General features: G+C 70.3%; 19 protein-coding genes. 14 read left to right on the forward strand and 5 right to left on the reverse strand.

Annotated elements, in window-relative coordinates; translation table 11 throughout:
* The first annotated feature begins 4 nt into the window (after positions 1 to 4).
* From ACIPYT_RS04130 to ACIPYT_RS04160, 7 genes are all read left to right on the forward strand, one after another.
* A complete protein-coding gene (locus tag ACIPYT_RS04130; RefSeq protein WP_401070908.1) occupies positions 5 to 958 on the forward strand; it encodes an ABC transporter permease in 954 nt (317 codons plus the stop codon).
* The gene (locus ACIPYT_RS04135) at positions 955 to 1,800 is read left to right on the forward strand and encodes an ABC transporter permease (RefSeq protein WP_401070910.1); all 846 of its coding nucleotides are present in this window, start codon (positions 955 to 957) and stop codon (positions 1,798 to 1,800) included. The genes ACIPYT_RS04130 and ACIPYT_RS04135 overlap by 4 nt, the downstream gene beginning before the upstream one ends.
* Positions 1,797 to 3,482 carry an ABC transporter ATP-binding protein gene (locus ACIPYT_RS04140; RefSeq protein ID WP_401070912.1) on the forward strand — a complete coding sequence of 562 codons (1,686 nt, stop codon included), beginning with the start codon at positions 1,797 to 1,799 and terminating at the stop codon, positions 3,480 to 3,482. Before ACIPYT_RS04135 ends, ACIPYT_RS04140 begins: the two co-directional genes overlap by 4 nt.
* Before the next feature lie 2 nt (positions 3,483 to 3,484).
* Entirely contained in the window at positions 3,485 to 4,402 is a 918-nt protein-coding gene (locus ACIPYT_RS04145; protein ID WP_401070914.1) for a LysR family transcriptional regulator, read from the forward strand.
* Positions 4,399 to 5,196 (forward strand): carbon-nitrogen hydrolase family protein, encoded by a 798-nt coding sequence (locus ACIPYT_RS04150; protein WP_401070916.1) that lies wholly within the window; start codon positions 4,399 to 4,401, stop codon positions 5,194 to 5,196. Before ACIPYT_RS04145 ends, ACIPYT_RS04150 begins: the two co-directional genes overlap by 4 nt.
* 28 nt (positions 5,197 to 5,224) lie before the next feature.
* Complete coding sequence (locus ACIPYT_RS04155) at positions 5,225 to 5,986, forward strand: HpcH/HpaI aldolase/citrate lyase family protein (RefSeq protein ID WP_401070918.1); 762 nt, start codon at positions 5,225 to 5,227, stop codon at positions 5,984 to 5,986.
* Positions 5,987 to 6,199: 213 nt separating this feature from the next.
* Positions 6,200 to 6,649 (forward strand): carboxymuconolactone decarboxylase family protein, encoded by a 450-nt coding sequence (locus ACIPYT_RS04160; RefSeq protein ID WP_401070920.1) that lies wholly within the window; start codon positions 6,200 to 6,202, stop codon positions 6,647 to 6,649.
* A gap of 126 nt (positions 6,650 to 6,775) precedes the next feature.
* Here ACIPYT_RS04160 and ACIPYT_RS04165 read toward each other — a convergent pair whose 3' ends face one another.
* Positions 6,776 to 7,663, reverse strand: a complete 888-nt coding sequence (locus tag ACIPYT_RS04165; RefSeq protein WP_401070922.1) for a hypothetical protein — start codon at positions 7,661 to 7,663, stop codon at positions 6,776 to 6,778.
* Between the two features lie 136 nt (positions 7,664 to 7,799).
* Between ACIPYT_RS04165 and ACIPYT_RS04170 the strand changes: the two genes are divergently transcribed.
* From ACIPYT_RS04170 to ACIPYT_RS04190, 5 genes are all read left to right on the forward strand, one after another.
* Complete coding sequence (locus tag ACIPYT_RS04170) at positions 7,800 to 8,477, forward strand: response regulator transcription factor (protein ID WP_401070924.1); 678 nt, start codon at positions 7,800 to 7,802, stop codon at positions 8,475 to 8,477.
* Positions 8,470 to 9,804 carry a sensor histidine kinase gene (locus tag ACIPYT_RS04175; protein WP_401070926.1) on the forward strand — a complete coding sequence of 445 codons (1,335 nt, stop codon included), beginning with the start codon at positions 8,470 to 8,472 and terminating at the stop codon, positions 9,802 to 9,804. Before ACIPYT_RS04170 ends, ACIPYT_RS04175 begins: the two co-directional genes overlap by 8 nt.
* Before the next feature lie 73 nt (positions 9,805 to 9,877).
* Positions 9,878 to 10,729, forward strand: a complete 852-nt coding sequence (locus ACIPYT_RS04180) for a hypothetical protein (RefSeq protein WP_401070928.1) — start codon at positions 9,878 to 9,880, stop codon at positions 10,727 to 10,729.
* A 118-nt stretch (positions 10,730 to 10,847) separates the two neighbouring features.
* Complete coding sequence (locus tag ACIPYT_RS04185) at positions 10,848 to 11,072, forward strand: RNA-binding S4 domain-containing protein (protein ID WP_401070930.1); 225 nt, start codon at positions 10,848 to 10,850, stop codon at positions 11,070 to 11,072.
* 62 nt (positions 11,073 to 11,134) lie between these two features.
* Positions 11,135 to 11,896, forward strand: a complete 762-nt coding sequence (locus tag ACIPYT_RS04190; RefSeq protein ID WP_401070932.1) for a DNA/RNA non-specific endonuclease — start codon at positions 11,135 to 11,137, stop codon at positions 11,894 to 11,896.
* Positions 11,897 to 12,206: 310 nt separating this feature from the next.
* On the opposite strand, the gene ACIPYT_RS04195 is transcribed toward ACIPYT_RS04190, so the two are convergent.
* From ACIPYT_RS04195 to dnaB, 3 genes are all read right to left on the reverse strand, one after another.
* The gene (locus ACIPYT_RS04195) at positions 12,207 to 13,508 is read right to left on the reverse strand and encodes a S1 family peptidase (protein WP_401070934.1); all 1,302 of its coding nucleotides are present in this window, start codon (positions 13,506 to 13,508) and stop codon (positions 12,207 to 12,209) included.
* Positions 13,509 to 13,726: 218 nt separating this feature from the next.
* A complete protein-coding gene (locus tag ACIPYT_RS04200; RefSeq protein WP_401070936.1) occupies positions 13,727 to 14,719 on the reverse strand; it encodes a bile acid:sodium symporter in 993 nt (330 codons plus the stop codon).
* A gap of 63 nt (positions 14,720 to 14,782) precedes the next feature.
* Complete coding sequence (gene dnaB / locus ACIPYT_RS04205; protein WP_401070938.1) at positions 14,783 to 16,156, reverse strand: replicative DNA helicase; 1,374 nt, start codon at positions 16,154 to 16,156, stop codon at positions 14,783 to 14,785.
* A 537-nt stretch (positions 16,157 to 16,693) separates the two neighbouring features.
* Here dnaB and ACIPYT_RS04210 point away from each other — a divergent pair.
* Entirely contained in the window at positions 16,694 to 17,674 is a 981-nt protein-coding gene (locus ACIPYT_RS04210) for a hypothetical protein (RefSeq protein WP_401070940.1), read from the forward strand.
* Positions 17,675 to 17,784: 110 nt separating this feature from the next.
* Entirely contained in the window at positions 17,785 to 19,419 is a 1,635-nt protein-coding gene (locus ACIPYT_RS04215; protein WP_401070942.1) for a beta strand repeat-containing protein, read from the forward strand.
* Positions 19,420 to 19,754: 335 nt separating this feature from the next.
* On the opposite strand, the gene rplI is transcribed toward ACIPYT_RS04215, so the two are convergent.
* Positions 19,755 to 20,207, reverse strand: a complete 453-nt coding sequence (gene rplI, locus ACIPYT_RS04220; RefSeq protein WP_401070944.1) for a 50S ribosomal protein L9 — start codon at positions 20,205 to 20,207, stop codon at positions 19,755 to 19,757.
* Between the last annotated feature and the right edge of the window lie 2 nt (positions 20,208 to 20,209).

The following is a 20,209-nucleotide window of genomic DNA, read 5'->3' on the forward strand; positions in this document are numbered from 1 at the left end:
CGCCGTGATCCTCTTCATCGCGAAGCGGCTGGCGATGGGGGTGGGACTGGTCCTGCTGGTCCTCACCCTCATCTTCTCCGCACTGCAACTCGTACCGGGCGACCCCGCCGTGCTGCTGCTCAGCACCGGTGACGGCGGGGCGCCCAGCCCCGAGGCGGTAGCCCAACTGCGCGAGCAGCTCGGACTCAACCAGCCGCTGCTCACGCAGTACCTCTCGTTCCTCGGCGGTGTCTTCACCGGCGACCTGGGCGAGTCGTTCCGCACTTCGCAGCCCGTGCTCGAGGCCATCGGCGCCCGCCTCCCCCGCACCCTGATGCTGGTGGCGTACGCGACGGTCCTCTCGATCGTGATCGGCGTCGCGATGGGGGCCCTCGCCGCCCGCCGCGGCGGCTGGGTCGACACGCTCGTCACAGCGCTCAGCTCGATCGGCGTGGCCCTGCCGGTGTTCGTGTTCGGCGCCGTGCTCATCCTCGTGTTCTCGATCACGCTCGGCCTCTTCCCGGCGGGCGGCTACGTCGACCCGTCGAAGGACGTCCTCGGCGCGATCAAGAGCCTCACTCTCCCCGCGATCTCGCTCGCGGTCGGGTTCGCGGCCCAGATCGCGCGGATGACGAGATCGGCCGTGCTCGAAGTGCAGACCCAGGACTGGGTGCGCACCGCGAAGTCGATCGGCCTGGCCCCCATGACGGTGTTCCGCCGCCACGTGCTGCGCAACTCGCTGACCCCGGTCGTCACGGTGGTGGGCATCGGCTTCGGCACCCTGCTCGGATCGACCGTGCTCGTGGAGAGGGTGTTCAACTACCCCGGCCTGTCGAGCCTCCTCGTCGACGGCGTCACGACCCGCGACTACCCCGTCGTGCAGGGCGTCGTGATCGTGATCGCGATGCTGTTCATCGCGATCAACATCGTGGTCGACATCACCTACGGAATCCTCGACCCCCGAGTGAGGCGAGCATGAAACTCAGCCCCCGCCTCCGTCAGGCGATCACCCCGCTGCGCACCGTCATGGTGGTGTACCTCGTCGTGATCCTCGTGCTCATGGCGTTCGCGCCCCTGCTCGCGCCCTACGACCCGATCTCGCAGAACGTCGCCATCCGTCTGCAGCCGATGTTCAGCCCCGGGCATCTGCTCGGCACCGACGAGCTCGGCCGCGACATCCTCTCGCGCATCATGTTCGGCGCGCAGGTCGAGCTGTTCATCGCCCTCGGCGCCACCCTGCTCGCTACCGTCCTCGGCACGCTCCTCGGTCTGCTCGGCGCCTACTTCAACGGCCTCACCGAGGTCGTCACGATGCGTCTGATCGTCGACGTGATCCTCGCGTTCCCGCCGATCGTGCTCGCGCTCCTCGCGGTGACGCTGTACGGACCGGGACCGATCACCCTCATCATCGCGATGGGCGTGCTGTTCGCCCCGATCTTCGCCCGCATCACCTACGGGCAGGTGCTGTCGACCAAGCGCGAGGAGTACGTCGACGCGGCGCGCACCTTCGGCGCCCCGACCGTCGTGATCCTGTTCCGCACGGTGCTCGCGAACGTCTCGGCGCCGATCATCGTGCAGTTCTCGCTCACGATGGCCGCGGCGATCCTCATGGAGTCCGGACTCAGCTACCTGGGCCTCGGCGTCGTGCCGCCCACCCCGTCGTGGGGCTCGATGGTCGCCGCCGGCCAGCGGTACCTGACCACCGACCCGCACGTGCTGCTCGTGCCCGGCGCGGTGATCGTGCTGACGATCCTCGCGTTCGGCATCCTCGGCGACGCCCTCCGCGACCTCCTCGACCCGAAAGCGAAGAAGCGCTCATGAACGAACCGCTGCTGCAGGTCGACGGCCTGTCCGTCGAGTTCGCCACCCCCGACGGCTGGCGCCAGGTCACCTACGACGTGTCGTTCAGCGTCGATCGGCGCAAGACGCTCGCCCTGGTCGGCGAATCCGGGTCGGGCAAGTCGGTCACGGCGATGTCGATCCTCGACCTCCTCCCGCCGAACGCGCGCCGCACCGGCCGCATCCTGTTCGACGGCGTCGACCTCGTGCCGATGCGCGACAAGGGCCTGCGGCCGCTGAGAGGGTCCCGCATCGCGACGATCTTCCAGGAGCCGATGACGGCGCTGAACCCCGTGTACACGATCGGCCACCAGTTGATCGAGGCGCTCACGAGCCACCACGAGATGGACCACAAGGCGGCGCGGGAGCGCGCGGTGCAGCTGCTGCGCGACGTGCACATGCCGGCACCCGAGGAGAAGGTCGACCACTATCCCCACCAGCTCTCGGGCGGTCAACGGCAGCGCGCGATGATCGCGATGGCGATCTCGTCCGAGCCCGACCTCCTGATCGCCGACGAGCCCACCACCGCGCTCGACGTCACGGTGCAGGCCGAGATCCTCGACCTGATCGCCGAGATCCAGGAGCGGATGGGCATGGCCGTGCTCATCATCACGCACGACATGGGCGTCGTCGCCGACGTCGCCGACGAGGTCGTCGTGATGAAGGACGGCCGGGTCGTGGAGGAGGCCCCGTCGGCCGAGCTGTTCAAGACCCCGAAGGAGCCGTACACGCAGGCGCTGCTCGCCGCGGTGCCGCACCTCGGCAAGGCCGACGACTTCCTGTCGGCGGCCGGCAACAAGCTCCGCATCGACGGCGTGACCGCTGCGACGCCGCTGCCCGAGACCGTGCTGCGGCTGCAGGATGCCGTGATCCGCTACCCCGGGCGCTGGCGGCGCCCCGGGTTCCAGGCCATCAACGGCATCGACCTCGAGGTGCAGCGCGGCGAGATCGTGGGGCTGGTCGGCGAGTCCGGGTCGGGCAAGTCCACGATCGGCAAGGCCGCGATCGGACTGCTGCCCGTCACCGAGGGCGTGCTCGAGGTCCGCGGCGAGCGCATCACAGGACGACCCGGTCGCGCGCTGCGTCAGCTGCGACGCCACGTCACCATGGTGTTCCAGGATCCGGCATCCTCGCTCAACCCCCGCCGCACGATCGGGCAGGCGATCTCCGACCCACTGCTGTGGCAGGGGCTCGAGCGGGATCCGCGAGCGCGACGGGCGAGGGCCAAGGAGCTGCTCGAGCGCGTGCAGCTCAACCCCGACTGGTCGGACCGCTACCCGCACGAGCTCTCGGGCGGGCAGCGCCAGCGCATCGGCATCGCCCGTGCGATCGCGACCGACCCCGTGCTGATGATCGCCGACGAGCCGACCTCGGCGCTCGACGTGTCGGTGCAGGCGCAGGTGCTAGATCTGTTCCTGGCGCTGCAGCGCGAGCTCGGGTTCTCGTGCCTGTTCATCAGCCACGACCTCTCGGTGGTCGAGACCCTCTCGAACCGGGTGGTCGTGCTGCGTCATGGCGACGTGGTCGAGGAGGGGCCGACCGAAGAGGTGCTGCACCACCCGACCGACGAGTACACGAAGCGACTCATCGCCGCGGCCCCCGTGCCCGACCCCGAGATCCAGCGGGTGCGGCGTGCCGAGCGCATGGCCCTGAGGAGGCGGTAGTCGTGGAGACTCGACGGCTCGAGCTGTTCGTCACGCTCGTGGATGCCGGCGGATTCAAGCAGGCCGCCGACAGCCTCTTCATCACGGCACCGGCGCTGTCGCAGCAGATCTCGCGGCTGGAGAAGGATGTGGGCGTCGCGCTGATCGACCGCACCACACGGCCGATCACCCCGACCGAGGCGGGGCGCGAGTTCTACTACCGCTGCCGTCGGGTGCTCGAGGCGATGCAGCACATCACGCAGCTGCTCGACGACCAGCGCAGCCACGAGTTCGGTCGCGTGCGGGTCGGGATCGTCCCGGCCATGATGTTCAGCACGCCCGCGCACGCCGTGCGCCAGTTCACCCGCGCGCATCCCACGGCGACGGTGCAGGTGCGCAGCATCGCGACCTCGATGCTGATCGACGAGCTGGAGCAGGGGTCGATCGACGTGGCGATCCTGCTCACCCAGCCCGATCTGAAGGATCTCACCTCCACGGCGCTGTTCTCCGAGGACTACCTGGTCGCGCTCCCCGACGACCATCCGCTCGCCGACGTCGAAGAGGTCGACTTCGCGATGCTGCGCAATGAGCGGATCCTGCAGGGGCCGCGCACCGCGAACCCGACCGGATACGACGCGGTCGTCACGGCCTGCATGCGCGCGGGATTCTCGCCGCGGTCGCTCGAGGTCATGGGCTCGTACCTCGACCAGGCGGCCATGGTGTCGGCCGGCATGGGCGTGTGCTTCATCCCGAAGTCGCTGTCGGACATCCCGCAGCACCACGTCGTCTACCGCACGCTCGTGAACCCCTCGGTGGGACTCACGACCTCGATCTCCTGGTTCGACCGCCGCCTCGACGCGGTCGGCCGGGCGTTCGTGCAGCACTGCATCACCGAGCTCTCCGTGCCGGAGAGCCTCATCTCGAAAGAAGGAGCATCATGAAGTTCGCGATCGGCCAGATGGTCTCGGGCGGCGACAAGGCCGCGAATCTCACGGAGATCACCCGCCTCACGGAGGAGGCCGCCGCAGACGGTGCGCGTCTGGTCGTGTTCCCCGAGTTCGCGATGTACGACGTGCCGAACCTCGACGCGGCGTTCGTCGAGCAGGGCGAGGCGCTCGACGGTCCGTTCGTGACGGAGCTCGCCGCACTGTCGCGTCGCACCGGAGTCGCGATCGTCGCGGGCATGCTCGAGCGCATCGACGGCGAGCCGCGCGGGTACAACACGCTCGTGCTCGTGACGCCCGAAGAGGGTCTGTCGCGGGTCTATCACAAGCTGCACCTGTACGACGCGTTCGGCTTCCTGGAGTCCGACCACATCCGCCCCGGCGACATCGACGGCCCCGTCACCTTCACGATCGACGACGTGAAGGTGGGGATGCTGACCTGCTACGACCTGCGCTTCCCCGAGGTCGCCCGCGAGCACGCCGACGCCGGCGTCGACCTGCTGCTCTACCCCGCGGCATGGATGCCGGGCGCGCGCAAGGAGGATCACTGGAACACGCTCGCCCGCGCCCGCGCGATCGAGAACACCCTGTACGTCGCGGCCGTCTCGCAGGGACCGGGCGTCGGCACGGGCGGCAGCATCATCGTCGACCCGATGGGCATCACGCTCGGCGAGATCGGCGAGTCGAGCGGCATCGCGGTCGCCGACGCGACGCCGGCCCGCGTCGCCCAGGTGCGTGCCGTGAACCCCTCGCTCGCCAACCGCCGCTTCACCGTCGTCGCATCCGCCTGACGCCATCCGGAACACCGAAAGGAACATCATGACCCACACACTCAAGCAGGGAGCCTGGCTCTCGGACGGCAGCAGCGCGATCGGCGAGATCGTCGCGGGGCTCGGTTACGACTTCGTGGTGCTCGACATCGAGCACGGATCGTTCGACCTCGCCATCCTCGAGCGGTTCATCCCGCTGCTCAAGGGCCTCGGCCTCGAAGTGCTGGCGAAGGTGCTCGTGCCCGAGCGCGGTGCGATCCAGCAGGCGCTCGACTTCGGCTCCGACGGCGTGATCATCCCGCACATCGAGGGGCTCGAGCACGCCAAGCGCATCACCGACTTCGCGAAGTTCCCGCCGTTGGGCTCGCGCAGCCTCGCGGGTGGTCGCACCATGAGCTACCGCGGGTACTCGGACGAGTGGATCGCCGCGCAGGACCGCGGCATCAAGGTCTTCCCGATGGTCGAGGATCCTCGCGCGCTGCAGGACGTCGAGGCGATCGCGGCGCTGCCCACGGTCGACGGCATCTTCATCGGCCCCGGCGACCTCGCCGCCATGAGCGGCCGAGGCGCCTACCGGCAGACCGAGGCGGACTTCGACGACTTCCGCCGCGTGATCGCCGCCGCCCGAGCCAACGACAAGCCGTGGGTGCTCCCCGCCTGGACCACGGTCGAGAAGGAGTTCGCGATCAAGGAGAACGCCGACTACGTGCTGCTCACGATGCAACATGCCGCGATCTCCGAGGGCTACGGCAACGCGCGCACCCTCATGGACGGACTCATCGCCGAGGCATCCGTCTCCGTAGGTTCCTGATCCCCCACGCCCCCGCATCGACGCCCCCTGCCGCCCCACGCGCAGGGGGCGTCGTCGCGCCCGCGGGCGGTCAGGGATGCGGTCAATCGGTGCTCGAGCGGAACAGTCCGCGCAACACGAGGAAGACCACAACGGCCACGACCTCACACATCCGCGGGCCGCATCGTCATCTCGATGAGGCGCGCTCCGCGCCCCGACCCACGAAGGAGAGAGATGTCCCCCGTGAACATCGGCAAGGTCTACCCCGCGCCGTACAAGGCGATGCTCGAGTTCAACGACCAGGCCGCGGCGGCCGCCGTCGATGCGGGGCTGTCACCGCTCCTCGTCGAGCTCGTCAAGGTGCGGGCGTCGCAGCTCAACGGCTGCGCGTTCTGCCTGAAGATGCACTGCGCCGACGCGATCGCCGCGGGCGAGACCGCCGACCGGCTCGCCGTGGTGGCCGGATGGTGGGAGTCGCAGTACTTCACCCCCGACGAGCAGGCGGCGCTGCAGATCGCCGAGCAGGTGACGCTGATCGGCGACCACGGGCGCATCGCCGAGCGCGGGGTCGACGTCGACGGGGTGCTCACCGAGAAGCAGATCGCCGCCGTGACCTGGCTCACCGTGGTCATCAACAGCTGGAACCGCATCGCGATCTCGAGCCACTACCCCGTGCACGCGTAGCCCCGCCGCCTCGCGCACCCTCCCCCGCGGCATCCGTTCGGGAGGAGATCTCGCGTTCGGGAGGACGAATCTCCGGGATTCCTCCTCCCGAACGCGAGATCTCCTTCGCAGCGCGCGGCCGACCCGTCACCACTCCCAGTCGATGCGGATGCTGCCGGGGCCGAAGTCGAACTCGACGTGCGAGGCGCACGTGCCGATCAGCGGCACCGGGAACGCGCGCTCGCGGTCGCCCTCGGCCACGGTCGCCCAGCACCGTCGGGGAAGCAGGGCGGGATCGAAGTAGACGAAGACGCCGACCTCGACCTCGTGACGCACGGCGACGAGCATCTGCTCGCCGCTCACCACGTCGTCGGCGTACCGGTGATCGAACGACTCCCATTCGGCGAGCGCGACCTGGCCTCGACGGAGGGGCGCGTCGAGGCGCACGATCGGTCGGATCACGCGCTGCTCCTCGTCGACCAGGACGTCGACGAGCTCGCACCCGACGACCCCGCGGACCTCGGGGGTCGCCACCTCCCCGGGCTCGATCGTGATGTACACCGCGACCTCCTGCGCGCCCTCCTCGCGCGCCTGCCAGAGATTGCGCACATGATTGCGGATCAGGCGCCCCTCGGCGTCGACCGTCGACATGAGCGTCGACGAGCGCTCCGACAATGCCCGCGGCGCGCTCTCGTCGGTGATCTCGTTGAGCTCGAGGCCCATGAAGCTCGCGAACGGGAGGTTGCGGTCGGCCGCGACCCGGCGTGCCGGTACCAGCGTGCGCGCCAGGTGGCCCTCGTCGATGCCGAGCAGATCCTCCAACTCCCGCACGATGTCGGCGGACGTCTCCCACGCGGGTCGTCGAGCACCGGACTGCCACTGCGACAGGGCCGCGACACTCACGTCGACGCCGCGGTCACGCAGCCTCTGCTGCAGGACCCGCAGCGACACCCCGCGCCGTCGGACGGCGGCACGCAGCTCATCGGCGAACTCCTGCGACGGCATCCCCGTCAGCGGATCATCCTGACCGTCCACTGCGCGCCCCTTCCCCCAGAGTGCTCCGCGGCAGGCCGACCGCGGACACGGCGATTCTGCCAGACGGCACGTGCCCGCGACAGGTCTGTGACGACGCTTCAGCCCCGCTTCAGGCTGGGCACGCCACACTGGAGGCATGCGGATCCTGGTGGTGGACGACGAGGTGCGCCTGGCCGACGCCGTGCGCCGAGGTCTCGAGGCCGAGGGCTTCGCGGTCGACGTCGCGAACGACGGCGTCGACGGACTGTGGCGCGCGCGCGAGACCCGCTACGACGCGATCGTGCTCGACCTCATGATGCCGGGCATGAGCGGATGGAAGGTCTGCGAGGCGCTGCGGGCCGAGGAGAACTGGACTCCGGTGCTCATGCTCACGGCGAAGGACGGTGAGTGGGACCAGGTCGAGGCCCTCGAGAGCGGTGCCGACGACTACGTCACGAAGCCGTTCTCGTTCGCGATCCTCGTCGCCCGTCTGCGTGCGCTCGTGCGACGCGGCGCTGTCGAACGTCCGGCCGTCCTCGAGGCCGGTGATCTGCGTCTCGACCCTTCGGCGCACCGGGTCTGGCGCGGCGAGACGCCGATCTCGCTCACGGCGCGCGAGTTCGCCGTGCTCGAGCACCTGATGCGCCACCGCGGCCAGGTGCTGTCGAAGCGCGCGCTGATCGACGGGGTGTGGGACGACGACTTCGACGGCGATCCGAACATCGTCGAGGTGTACGTCGGGCACCTGCGGCGCAAGGTCGACAAGCCGTTCGGCCGCGAGGCGATCGAGACGATCCGCGGCGCCGGGTACCGACTGGCGGCTCACGGTGGGTAGCCGCGGCTGGCGCTCGGTCCGCGGCCGCACCACGCTCGGGGCGACCGCGGTCGTGGCGGTCGCGCTGATCGCCGGCGCGCTGTCGTTCTACGGGATCCTCGGCGCCAGCATCCGATCCGGCGCGGTGAACACGGCCGAGCAGCGGGTCGAGGAGCTCGCCGACCGCCTCGACGGCCCCGGCGGCCCGGGAGGCCCCGGGGGCCGTGGCCTCTCGTCGGTCGGCGACGACGAGATCGTGCAGATCATCGGCCGCGACGGATCCGTCCGCTCCGCGAGCGAGGACGCCCTCGACGAGCTGGGATCGGCGGCGCTGCCGGTCGCCGACGATCCGCGGACCACGACGATCGACGGCACGCCCATGCTCGTCGTGTCGGAAGACCTCGACGACGACCAGACGCTCGTGCTCGCGGTGCCGCTCGACGACGACCACGACGCGCTCTCGACCGTCGCGACGCTGCTCGCGATCGCGGTGCCGCTGCTTCTCGTGCTCGTCGCGGTGACGACCTGGCTCGTGGTGGGTCGAGCGCTCAGGCCGGTGACCCGCATCCGCGAGGAGGTCGACGGCATCACGGCCGAGCGCCTGCACCGTCGTGTCGACGTTCCGCGCTCGGCCGACGAGATCGCCGCGCTGGCGACCACCATGAACGGGATGCTCGACCGGCTCGACGCCTCGGCGACGGCGCAGCGCCGGTTCGTGTCGGACGCCTCGCACGAGCTGCGCTCCCCGCTCGCCACGATCCGCCAGCATGCAGAGCTCGCGCAGACCCATCCCGGCACGACGAGCATCGGCGAGCTGGCCGAGGTGGTGTCGGAGGAGGGATTGCGACTGCAGGGCATCGTGGAGTCGCTGCTGCTGCTCGCGCGCCTCGACGAGGGCGCCGGCAGCCACCCCGAACCCGTCGACCTCGACGACATCGCGCTGGGCGAGGTGCGCCGGCTGCGTGCCCGCGGTCTCGACGTCGACGGCACGGGCATCCGCGCGTCGCGCGTGCACGCCGACCCCCGGCTGCTCGGACAGCTGCTGCGCAACCTCGCCGACAACGCAGCCCGGCACAGCGTCGGGCGCGTGGCGATCGGCGTCACCCCGTCGGGCGACACCGTCTTCGTGACGGTGGAGGACGACGGGGGCGGTGTGCCCCCTGCCGAGCGGGAGCGGATCTTCGAGCGCTTCGTGCGACTCGACGAGGCACGCAGCCGGGATGCCGGAGGCAGCGGCCTCGGTCTCGCGATCGCGCGCGGCATCGCGACGGCGAGCGGCGGCTCGGTGACGATCGACGAGTCCCGGTGGGGCGGCGCGCGATTCGTCGTGGCCCTGCCGCTCGTCTGACCCGCCGCGTTCCTGAAGACGCCTTCAGGTCGCTTCAGGATCGCTTCAGCGCTGTGCGGGCACCATCGGAGTCATGAACGACAAGAACCCCACCCCGGACGAGTCCTCGTCGACCCCGGATGCGCCGACGGTTCCCGTCGCCCCGGCATCCGAACTGCCGACGCAGCCGCAGACCCCGATCGCCGATCCCGCCGCAGGCGCGGAGGCGGCGCCGCCCGCCGAGCCGAAGAAGACCGGCCTCACCCGCGGGCTCCTGATCGGCGGCGGCATCGCCGCAGCCGTGATCCTCGCGGGCGGCGGCATCGCGGTCGGCGCCGCGATCGCCGACGACCACGACGACGACCGTGCACCGTTCTCCGACGGTCCCCGCGGCGACGACCAGGACCGCGGCGACCGCGGCCAGAGCCAGAGCGACCGCCCCGGCGACGACGACCGGCGCGGCGACGGCAGCCGCGACGACGACGGCCCGGGCTCTGGCGGCCCCGGCGCGGGCGGTCCCGTCACGGGCATCGGCAGCGCGTCGGCCGACGAGATCGTCGACATCGCGAACGCGGCGCGCGGCGCGGCCGACGGGGAGGTCACCTCCATCGACGCCAAGCGCGACGGCGCCTGGGAGGTCGAGGTCGTCGACGCGACGGGCCGAGAGACCGAGGTGCGCGTCACCGCCGACGGCGACGCGAGCGTGGTGTCGGTCGACGAGGGCGACGACGACGACACCACCCCGGCGTTCGCGCTCGACGAGGCCACGATCCGCGCGCTGGTCGCCGCCGCGCTCGACGAGGCCGACGGCCTCATCACCGACCTCGACGCCGACGACGACGCATCCGGCCCGTACGACGTCCGCGTCGTGAGCGACGACCGCCGCTCGATCGAGATCGAGCTCGGCGCCGACTTCGCGGTCGTCGGCACCGACGGCGACGACTGAGCGGATGCCGGGGCGCGACGCCGCCCGGCATTCTTCCCCACCCCCCGGGGAACCCGTGCCGCCGACCACCCGAGGTCGGCGGCACGGTCGTGCGGTCGTGCGGGACTACGCTGGCTGCATGGCCAAGCCCGAACCGACCGACGTGTCCATCGGCGGAGAGATGATCCGACTGGGGCAGTTCCTGAAGTACTCGGGACTGCTCGACTCGGGCGGCGACGCGAAAGAGGTCGTGATCGACGGCTTCGTCAAGGTCAACGGCGAGGTCGACCGCCGCCGCGGCCGACAGCTGCGTGACGGCGACCTCGTGTCGTTCGAGGGACGAACGGTGCGCGTGCGCCCCTGACGGCGGCCGCCTGCGCCTCCCGGTGCTCGACGAGTGTCCGAGGTGCGCGCGACCATGGTGACATGGCCGACGGATACGACCCCGACTTCCTCCCGACGACGCTGCCGCTGCCGCGGCCGGCACGCGACGTGCATGAGCTGACGTATCCGCGGTTCACCGTGCTGCTCGACGGTGTGCGGCGGCTCGCGGCGGTCACCGGCGTCAACATCGACGGCGGCGCACTGCTCGACCTGCCCCGCACCGGCGAGTGGCGCCTCGACGAGCGCGTGGACGCCGACCGGCAGGCGGGGCCCGAGGTGTACTCGCGCAACGATCTGGATCGCGGCCATCTGGTGCGTCGTCGCGATCCCGGCTGGGGCGAGGTCGCCGCGGCGAGGGATGCGATGGAGGCGACGTTCTTCTACCCCAACGCCGCACCGCAGGCCGCGGGGTTCAACCAGTCGAAGGAGCTGTGGCTCGGTCTCGAAGACCACGTGCTCGCGTACGCCGAGAGCACCGACCAGCGGATCTCGGTCTTCACCGCCCCGGTGCTCGGCATCCGCATCCCGCTGCGGTTCTGGAAGGTGGCCGCCTGGGAGTCGTCCGACGGACTCTCCTCCGCGGGTTTCGTGCTCGACCAGTCCGCGCTGGTCGACGCCGCACGCGGCGTGACGGCCCCGCCGCCGCTCGGCGGCTTCCGCACGTTCCAGGTGCCCGTGGCCGAGATCGGCGAGCTCACCGGTCTCGAACTCGGGCCGCTGACGGATGCGGATGTGCTCGTACATCAGGGGGCGCGGCCGCTCGCGCGGATCGAGTTGTCGAGCGCAGACGACATCGTGCTCTGATCCGCGCCGTCGCGACGAACCGCAAAGAACGACACTTCGCGACATTCCCGTGTCCATGGGACTTGCGCGGGGCGCGTGGTGGTGTCACGCTTGCGAAGCGATCATTCGCGCTGCGATGCGGATGGCTGCGGCGTCGTTCCTATGGCGACGCCGGACGGGGCGCCCTTTCCGCCGCCTCCCCCGTGGTGGGGGCGTCCCGTCCGCCATGCACCGTCGTCACCGCTGTGGCACCTCTGCGCACGATGCGCTCCGCGCACGACTCCGCCCCGGAGCGCGCGAGACGCACCGGGGCGGAGTCGCGGTCAACCGGCTACTGGAAGGCGACCGGATCGGAGACGTCGAAGCCGCGCTTCACGCTCAGCGAGTACGCGTCCACGCCCGCCTCCGGTGCGTCGAACGACCACGTGCCGTCCGCGGCGATCGGCACCTCGGTGATGACGCCGGCCTGATCGACGACCAGGGTGGCGCCGGGTTCGCCCGTGCCCCACACGCGATCCGCCTGGGCGGCCTCGGCGCTGGTGGCCGTGACGGCCGGAGCAGCGACCGCGAACTGCAGCGTGTAGCCGCCCGTCATCGCGAGCCCGGCCTTGAGGTCGGCCGCGAACGACGTCGTGCTCGTGCCGCCCGGCAGCACGCCGATGGCCGTGGTGCCGCGGAGGAACGATCCTCCGGAGTCGCCGGGCCGCGACGGGGCGTTCGTGCGGAAGCCGTAGACCCACCGGCATCCGGAGGGCGTGGGCGTGACCCGCTCGCAGACCTGCGTCCACGACTTGATCTCGAGCACGGTTCCCGACTGCAGGCCCGACGTGCGCCCGGAGCGGACGATCCGGTCGCCCACCCGGGCATCGCCGATGCCGGTGACGGCGATGGTCGACGTCGAGAGGTCGCCGGTGCTGGCGCTCGTCCAGTCGGTCACGGCCGGACGCAACCGCAGGTTGGCGTTGGTCACGTTGATCGCGGCGACGTCGACGCTGCGCACGTCGCCGTTGGCGCCGGGCGTGCCCGAGGGGCCGCCCCACTGCGAGAACGCGAAGGTCCCGACGCTGCGGCCCGCGGCGTTCGACCAGAACGCCGCACCGGGGCCGGAGTTCGGGTAGAACGGCGCATCGTCGCGCTGCGGCTGCGAGCGCTCGACGCGGGCGCCTGCCGTGCCGCAGTGGCCGGCCGTGATGATGGCGGGCGTGCCGGACGGCGACCAGGCGCTGAAACCGAACGAGCACAGGCTGGATCCGTTGGTGATGTATCCCGCACCGCCGACGATGTCGTTCGCGGCGAGCGCCTGCACGGGCTCGTCGTCGATCACGATGAGGTTCTCGTAGCTGTCGAGCTCGGCCTGCGCCGCGGCGTCCAGCTCATCGAGGTCGGCGCGCACCACGACGTTGCCCTCGCCGTCCTGCGCGATGCTGTTGATCGCGTCGTCCGTCGCGATGACCTCGCCGACGAACTCCTGGTAGCCGGCGTCGTCGAGGGGGGCCGTCTCGGTCGATACCTCGCTGGCGGCGGCGGGAGCACCGATGAACGCACCTGCGCCGAGAGCCAGCACCACGGCGACCGACGCCGCACAGCCGCCGGATCGTCGGACCCAGCCGTTGCGAGTGAATGAGTTGCGCACACTTCCTCCTTGAATACGAGCCTTCTCCGGTCCGGAGGCTGATATTCCAACCTCCGTCGATGTCTTCTGCATCGGGCAACACGGTAGGTAGTTGGACTCCGTCTGAAAAGGCATCGCGTCGAAGACGAGATGAAGTTCCGGCATGGGATCGCGCCCCGTGGATGGAGATCGATTCCACGCCGCGTACATTTCCGATGGCTCGCGCCGCCGAGCGTCTGTTACGAGGATGCGCGGGTGGCGGGCACCAGTCGGGGCACGATGCGCACGAGCACGACCATCGCCAAGAGCTCCACGAGCGTCTGCGTGACGACGGCCAGTGAGGCGATGGCGAGGGGCGTGGGCAGCGCGAGGGCGAGCGGCAGCACCACGAGCGAGTTGCGCGTCGCCGCCGAGAACACGACAGCGCGCGCACTCGGCGCATCGAGGCGGACGACGCGGCTCACGACACCGCCGACGACCACCGCGACCACCACGAAAGCGACGTAGATCGGCACGACGCGCAGCAGCGTCAGCGCTTCGGTGCCGACGGCGGCGATCTGCGACCCGACGACCACGGCGAGCGTGACCATCATCAGCGGCACCATCGCCGCCGCCATGATCGACTCGATCATCCGCCCGGCGCGACGCCGCCGAGCGAGCGCCTGCACGGCCGTGGCGGCGGCGAGCGGCACGACGATCAGGAGCAGGAACGCTTCGGCGAAGGGCTCGACGTCGATCACTCCGAGCGCCTCCGGCCCCAGGAACAGGAGGAGGTAGACCGGCAACAGGAGAATCTGCACGAGCATCAGTAGCGGAGCGGCCGCGAGCAGCCGTGCCCGTGCACCGCCGGCGAGGCCCGTGAACACGATGACGTAGTCGATGCACGGAGTGAGCAGCACGAGGAGCACGCCCAGGAGCAGCCCCTGATCGTCAGCGACGAATCGTGACAGCCCCCAGGCGAGGAGCGGCACGAGGAGGAAGTTGACGCCCAGCACCGTCACCAGGAACCGCGCGTCGCGGAACGCCCGGCCCACCTCGACGAGCGGAACGCCGAGGAACGTGGCGAACAGCAACAGCATGAGAGCGGGTTCGATCGCGACCTCGAGGCCGGGAGCCGCCGGGGGCAGCGCGAGCCCGACGATCGCGCCGACCGCGATCGCGGCGAGGAACAGCGCGACCTGATGATCGTCCCACCACTCCACGAAACGTGTCATGGTCGGGCGGGGCGGCATGTGCTCAACGCTAGCCCGCCGTTCGCCGGTGGCTCGCGCGGATGACGGATGACCGCCCGCGACTCAGTTGAAGTCGCCGCCGGGTGCCATGTCGGCGAAGCGCGAGTAGTGGCCCTGGAAGGCGACCGTGATGGTCGCGGTCGGACCGTTACGGTGCTTCGCGACGATCAGATCGGCCTCACCGGGGCGTACGTCCTTGTCGTAGACCGAGTCGCGGTGCAGCAGGATCACCATGTCGGCGTCCTGCTCGATCGAGCCCGACTCTCGCAGGTCGCTGATGGCGGGCTTCTTGTCCTGCCGCTGCTCGGGCCCACGGTTCAGTTGCGAGAGCGCGATCACCGGCACCTGCAGCTCCTTGGCGATGAGCTTCAGGCTTCGCGAGAACTCCGAGACCTCCTGCTGACGCGACTCGACGCGCTTGCCCGAGGTCATGAGCTGCAGGTAGTCGATGATGACCATCTTCAGACCGGCGCGCTGCTTGAGGCGACGGCACTTCGCGCGGATCTCGACGAGCGTCATGTTGGGGCTGTCGTCGATGTAGAGCGGGGCGTCGTTGATGCGTCCGCGGGTCGACGCCACGGTCGTCCAGTCGCGCGGGTCGAGCGTGCCCTTGCGCATGTGCTGCAGCGGGATGGCTCCCTCGGCGCTGAGCAGTCGCATGGCGATCTCGCTCTTGCCCATCTCGAGGGAGAAGAAGATCGACGGGTAGTCGTGGCCGATGGAGGCGGCGCGGGCGAAGTCGAGCGCGAGGGTCGACTTTCCCATGGCGGGCCGCGCCGCGACCACGATCATCTGCCCGCCGTGCAGGCCATTGGTGAGTTCGTCGAGCTCCTTGAAGCCGGTCGGGATGCCGGTCATCGAGCCGTCGCGGCCGTTCGCGGCCTCGATCTCCTCGATCGCGGCATCGACCGCGGTGGTGAGCGGCACGTAGTCCTCGGCCGTCTCGGAGCCGGTGACCGAGTAGATCTCCGCCTGCGCGTTGTTGACGATGTCGGTCGCGTCGCCCTGGCCGTCGTAGCCGAGCTGCACGATGCGGGTGCCGGCGTCGACGAGGCGGCGTAGGATCGCGCGCTCCGACACGATGCCTGCGTAATAGCCGGCGTTCGCGGCGGTCGGGACGATCGAGGTGAGCGTGTGCAGGTAGTCGGCCCCACCCGCGCGGCTGAGCTCTCCGGTCTTGATCAGCTCGTCGGTCACGGCGACGACGTCGGTCGGCTCGCCGTGCGAGTACAGCGACAGGATCGCCTCGTAGATGAGCTCGTGCTTGGGGATGTAGAAGTCGGCGCCCTTGAGCGTCTCGATCACGTCGGCGACGGCATCCTTCGACAGCAGCATGCCACCCAGGGCGCTCTGCTCGGCGAGAAGATCGTGCGGCGGGGTGCGCTCGGGCTTGCGCTGCCCTCCGAGGCGCTCGTCTGAGATGTCGGCGATCGACACGCTTCTCCCTTCACTGCGACTGTCCCCCGGGTGCGCCGCGCTGTCGACGCGCCCTGATTCCGGTCGAGGAGGCCGGTCTGCTCAGCACACCAGGAACCTCCGACATCGGGTCGCTGGACAACGCTACGAGCGCGGGTTTTCGGACGCAACATTGCCTGTGGATAACCATGTGGAAAGCGTGCGAACAAGTCCGGAGTGTCTGTGCAGAACGCATGTGGATAACCCGGTGGAGTACCTCCATAGCCAACTTTTTTATGACTTTTGAACTGGGCTTTCCCCTTTCCCCACCCTGTGGATGGCAAAGTAGTTCAACTGTGCGTTGAAGGTTCGCGCGGCGTCGAATCGGATGTGCAGAACCTGGGGAAAGTCAAGTGGGGATTTCGTCGGGCGCGTCCTGAGTCCAGACGATGGAGATATTGCAGTCCGCCGCAACGTTCTTGCGGCAGGTGGGGGTGGACAAGGCGATATACCGGGAGTATCGTCGCCGACACATCGCAGGATGCAGGGAACGATCGTCTTTCGGGGAGGGAAGCGAACGTGAACGCTCACGCAACCAGACGCGGCGTACCCGCCGTGGCCCTTTGGGGCGGCCTGGGAGCGCTCGCATGGGCGGCGATCACGGTTCTCACCGGCGGATCCTCCGCCCACGCGGACGAACAGTCCGATCCCTCTCTGCTGGGCGGCGTCAACTCCCTCGTGACCGACACCGTCACCGCCGTGGGAGACACCGTGACGGCCGTGACGCATCCCGTCGTCACCGAGGTCGTGCAGCCGGTCGTGACCGAGGTGGTCGCACCCGTCGTGTCCCACGTCACGGCCCCCGTGCAGCAGGCCGCGCCGGCCGTCGTCGAGCAGGTCTCCGACACCGTCGCCGCCGTCCCCGTCGTCGGACCCGCGACGACCCCCATCCTCACCTCCACGACCGACGCGGTCGAGCAGGTCGTCGACCCGGTCGCCGACGTCCTCCACGACGCACCCGTCTCGCAGATCGTCACGCCGCTTCAGCAGACGCTCGATGCGGTGCCCCTGGTCGGGGTGCTGATCGAGCGACTCGGTGTGGGTGCACTGCTCACCGACGTCGTCGGCGTGCTCGACGACACCACCGCCATCGTCGGCGACGTGATCGATGCCACCGTTCCGCCCGTGCTCGGGGCGCTCGACCCGGCTACGGGCGTCGCCTCCGAGACGGCGCCGACCGTCGAGTCGGCCGTATCGGCCACCGCTGTGCCCGCCGCCCTGGAGAGGACTCCGTCCACCCACCGGTCGGCCGCCGTCCCGGCATCCCCGGCGACGAGTGCGCCCGGATCCGCGACCGAGGAGCCCGTTCTCCCGACACCGGGCGGCGCACCGGCGGTGCCCGCGTCATCGGCCGGATCCGGCTCGGCATCCGCTCTCTCCCACGCTCGCCCGAGCGACGTGGGCTTCTCTCCGCTCCGTGCCGTGGAGCGGACCCCCGGCGCACCGGATGACGTCCTGCCGACGTCACTGGTGGCCGACACCGACGTCTCTCCTGACTGACGGTCCGTCGCGCCGTTCTCCGGAACGGCAGATGCCGTGCTGCGCGCGCACACGTTCTTTCTCGCACGCACCCATCCAGACGCACACCAACAAGTCAGGAGAAGGTCATCATGCGTACTGTTCTCAAGCGGGTCCTCTGGGGCACGCTCATCGCCGGCGGGGTCACCCTGTTCGGCGCGACCGCCGCCAACGCGGCGGACACCACGGGAGAAGACGGACTTCTCTCGGGGACCCAGGCGGAGGCTCCGATCTCCGTCCCCGTCACGGTCGCGGGCAACGCGATCTCGCTGCTCGGAGACTCCTCCGCGCAACCGGCCCCGGCTCCCGCTCCTGCGGCCGCCCCGGCGCCGGCACCCGCACCCGCCCCGGCGCCTGCGACCGGAGGTGGCGACGGCGTCGCCTCCGGAACCCAGGCCGTCGTCGCCGTCTCCGTTCCCGTCACCGTGACAGGCAACGGCGTCAGCGTGCTCGGCGATTCGAGCTCGTCGGCGGCGCCGGCAGCACCGGCTCCGGCCGCCGCACCCGCACTGTCGATCACCACGAACGGCACCGACGGCGTGCTCTCGGGCACCCAGGCACTGATCGACGTCGACGTGCCCATCACCGTGACGGGCAACTCGCTCTCGCTCCTCGGCGACAGCGCGACCATGGGCGGGGATGCCGCGGCACCGGCATCCGACGCGGGGACGGTGGATGCCGCGGCACCCAACACCACGGGTGACGACGGCATCGCCTCCGGCACCCAGGTCACCGCTCCCGTCACCGCACCCGTGAACGTCGGCGGCAACGCGATCTCGCTGCTCGGCGACAGCGCGGTCGTGGGCGACACGGCACCGGCCACCCCGGCCGGGTCGACCGCACCCGCCACGGGCGCCATGACCGGCGGTGACGACGGCATCGCCTCGGGCACCCAGGTCACCGCACCGGTCACCGCACCCGTGAACGCCACCGGCAACGCCATCTCCCTCCTGGGCGACAGCGCGGTCGTGGGCGACACGGCACCGGCCACCCCGGCCGGGTCGACCGCACCCGCCACGGGCGCCATGACCGGCGGTGACGACAGTGTCGCCAGCGGCACCCAGGTCACCGCACCGGTCACGGCACCCGTGACCGCCACCGGCAACGCCGTCTCCGTCCTCGGAGACAGCGCGGTCGTGGGCGGCACGGACGCCGGAACCCCGGCGGGCAGCGACGGCGCGACGACCGGCGGCACCACCAACGGTGACGACGGCATCGCCTCGGGCACCCAGGTCACCGCCCCCGTCACCGCACCCGTGACCGCCACCGGCAACGCCATCTCCGTCCTCGGAGACAGCGCGGTCGTGGGAGGCACGGACGCCGGAACCCCGGCGACCGAGGGCCCGACCACCGGTGGCATCACCACGGGTGACGACGGCATCCTCGGTGGCAGCCAGATCACCGCGCCGATCACCCTTCCGATCACGATCGGCGGGAACGCCATCTCCGTGACCGGTGAGAGCACGGTCACGGACCCGGGAACCGATCCCGGCACGGACCCGGGAACCGATCCCGGCACCGACCCGGGCACCGACCCGGGAACGGACCCCGGCACCGCCGTCGGAGGTGCCTCGGTTTCGATCTCCGGTGGCGCTGTGACCGCAGCCGGTTCCGCACAGGGACTCGCCATGACCGGAGGCGCGTCGTCGACGGCCGTCGCCGCACTGGCGATGCTCCTGCTCGTCCTCGGAGGAGGGATGCTGCTCCGCCGCCGCGTGATCGCGTGACGCCGTAGGTCCCGGCGACACGGTCATCCTCGGGGGAGGAGATGCTGTGTCGCCGGTGCGCGGGCTCCAGCCCGCCGGTCCGACAGGGCCCCAGCCCTCGCCGGCCGCTGCGGCGCCGTGCAGTGAGCGGATGCCCCGTGTCCCCAGCACGGGGCATCCGTCGTGCCCTCCGGCATCCGTCCCCACCCACCCCGTTTGGTGCGAGCCACCCCTCTTCCGACCGTTCGCAGAAGGGTGGCTCGGATGAAAAGGGGTGGCTCGCACGGGAAGGGAGGGGGAAATGCGGAACGCCCCCTGCCCTGGAGGACAGAGGGCGTTCGCGCGGGGCGTCGCGCTTACTTGGCGGCGACGACCTGCAGGGTGATGACAGCGGTCACGTCGTCGTGCAGACGAACCGTGGCCTCGTGCTCACCGGTCGACTTGATCGCCGACGTGATGTGCACCTTGCGCTTGTCGATCGAGCCGAGGCCCGCAGCGGCGACGGCGTCCGCGACGTCGGCGGTCTTCACCGAGCCGAACAGACGACCTTCCTTGCCGGCCTTGACCGCGAGACGCACCTTGGCGGCCTCGATCGAGTTCTTCAGGGCCACGGCCTCGTCGCGGTCGTGGATCGCGCGCGCCTGACGAGCAGCCTGGATCGAAGCGACCTGCTTTTCGCCACCGCGGGTCCACGCCGTAGCGAAGCCCTGGGGGATGAGGTAGTTGCGGGCGTACCCGTTCTTGACCTCGACCACGTCACCGGCGCTACCGAGCCCGGCGACCTCGTTCGTGAGAATCAGCTTTGCCATGT

Source organism: Microbacterium sp. NPDC089695 (assembly GCF_044749085.1).
Taxonomy (GTDB): Bacteria; Actinomycetota; Actinomycetes; order Actinomycetales; family Microbacteriaceae; genus Microbacterium.